Genomic DNA, 1,653 nt, shown 5'->3' on the forward strand with positions numbered 1-1,653 from the left:
GGGGAGGGACCGGCGGTCGGGGCGCGGGCGGGCGAAGCTACCATGTGGGCAACACCCTCAGCTCGAAAGATGGACTTGTGACTGTCAACGACGACGTGTTCACGGACTGGAAGAACCGCGAGGAGATCGCGGAGTCGATGATCCCGATCATCGGGCGGCTGCACCGGGAGAGGGACGTCACCGTTCTGCTCCACAGCCGTTCCCTGGTGAACAAGTCGGTGGTCAGCATCCTCAAGACGCATCGCTTCGCCCGGCAGATAGCCGGCGAGGAGCTCTCGGTCACCGAGACGATGCCGTTCCTGGAGGCACTGACCGCCCTGGACCTCGGCCCCTCGCAGATCGACCTCGGCATGCTCGCCGCGACGTACAAGGCGGACGACCGCGGCCTGTCGGTGGCGGAGTTCACCGCCCGGGCCGTCGTCGGTGCCACCGGCGAGAACAAGCTGGAGCGCCGGTCCGGGCAGGACGTCGTGCTGTACGGGTTCGGCCGCATCGGCCGGCTGGTCGCCCGCCTGCTGGTCGAGAAGGCCTCGGGCAACGGCCTGCGGCTGAAGGCCATCGTCGTGCGCAACAGCGGCGGCGACGACCTGGTCAAGCGCGCCTCGCTGCTGCGCCGTGACTCCATCCACGGCCAGTTCCAGGGCACGATCACCGTCGACGAGGCGAACAACAAGATCATCGCCAACGGCAACGAGATCACGGTGATCTACTCCGACGACCCGACCAAGGTCGACTACACGGAGTACGGGATCAAGGACGCGATCCTGATCGACAACACCGGCCGCTGGCGCGACCGCGAGGGCCTGTCGAAGCACCTGCGCCCCGGTATCGCCAAGGTCGTGCTGACCGCGCCGGGCAAGGGCGACGTGCCGAACATCGTGCACGGCGTGAACCACGACACGATCAAGCCGGACGAGCAGATCCTCTCCTGCGCCTCCTGCACCACCAACGCCATCGTCCCGCCGCTGAAGGCGATGGAGGACGAGTACGGCGTGGTCCGCGGCCACGTGGAGACCGTCCACTCGTTCACCAACGACCAGAACCTGCTGGACAACTACCACAAGGCCGACCGCCGCGGCCGCTCGGCGCCGCTGAACATGGTGATCACCGAGACCGGTGCCGCCTCGGCCGTCGCCAAGGCCCTGCCGGACCTCCAGGCGAAGATCACCGGCAGCTCGATCCGCGTCCCGGTGCCGGACGTCTCCATCGCGATCCTCAACCTCCAGCTCAAGCGGGAGACCAACCGCGAGGACGTCCTGGAGTACCTGCGGAACGTCTCGCTGACCTCGCCGCTGAAGCGCCAGATCGACTTCACCGACTCGCCCGACGCCGTCTCCAGCGACTTCATCGGCTCGCGCCACGCCTCGATCGTGGACGCCGGCGCGACCAAGGTCGAGGGCGACAACGCGATCCTCTACCTGTGGTACGACAACGAGTTCGGCTACTCGTGCCAGGTGATCCGGGTCGTCCAGTACATCTCGGGCGTCGAGTACCCGACCTTCCCGGTTCCGGCGGTCTGATCCACCCGTAGCGCGGGATCAACAGCAGGACGACGCATGGATCGCCGAGCCGGCCGCGTTGGCGGTCAGGAAGACCACCGCGACGGCCGAGAAGCTGACGTCGCCGCCGAAGGCCTGCACCGAGAAGTCCAGG

Annotated in this window: 1 protein-coding gene; it reads left to right on the top strand. The window is 67.3% G+C overall.

Annotated features, from left to right (window positions below; all coding sequences use genetic code 11):
• Nucleotides 1-77: 77 nt before the first annotated feature.
• On the top strand, nucleotides 78-1,520 hold the full coding sequence (locus tag ACIQOV_RS40615; protein ID WP_401056053.1) for a glyceraldehyde-3-phosphate dehydrogenase: 1,443 nt from the start codon (nucleotides 78-80) through the stop codon (nucleotides 1,518-1,520).
• Nucleotides 1,521-1,653: the final 133 nt, after the last annotated feature.

This window comes from Kitasatospora sp. NPDC091257 (assembly GCF_044757675.1).
GTDB classification, from domain to species: domain Bacteria; phylum Actinomycetota; class Actinomycetes; order Streptomycetales; family Streptomycetaceae; genus Kitasatospora; species Kitasatospora lactacystinica.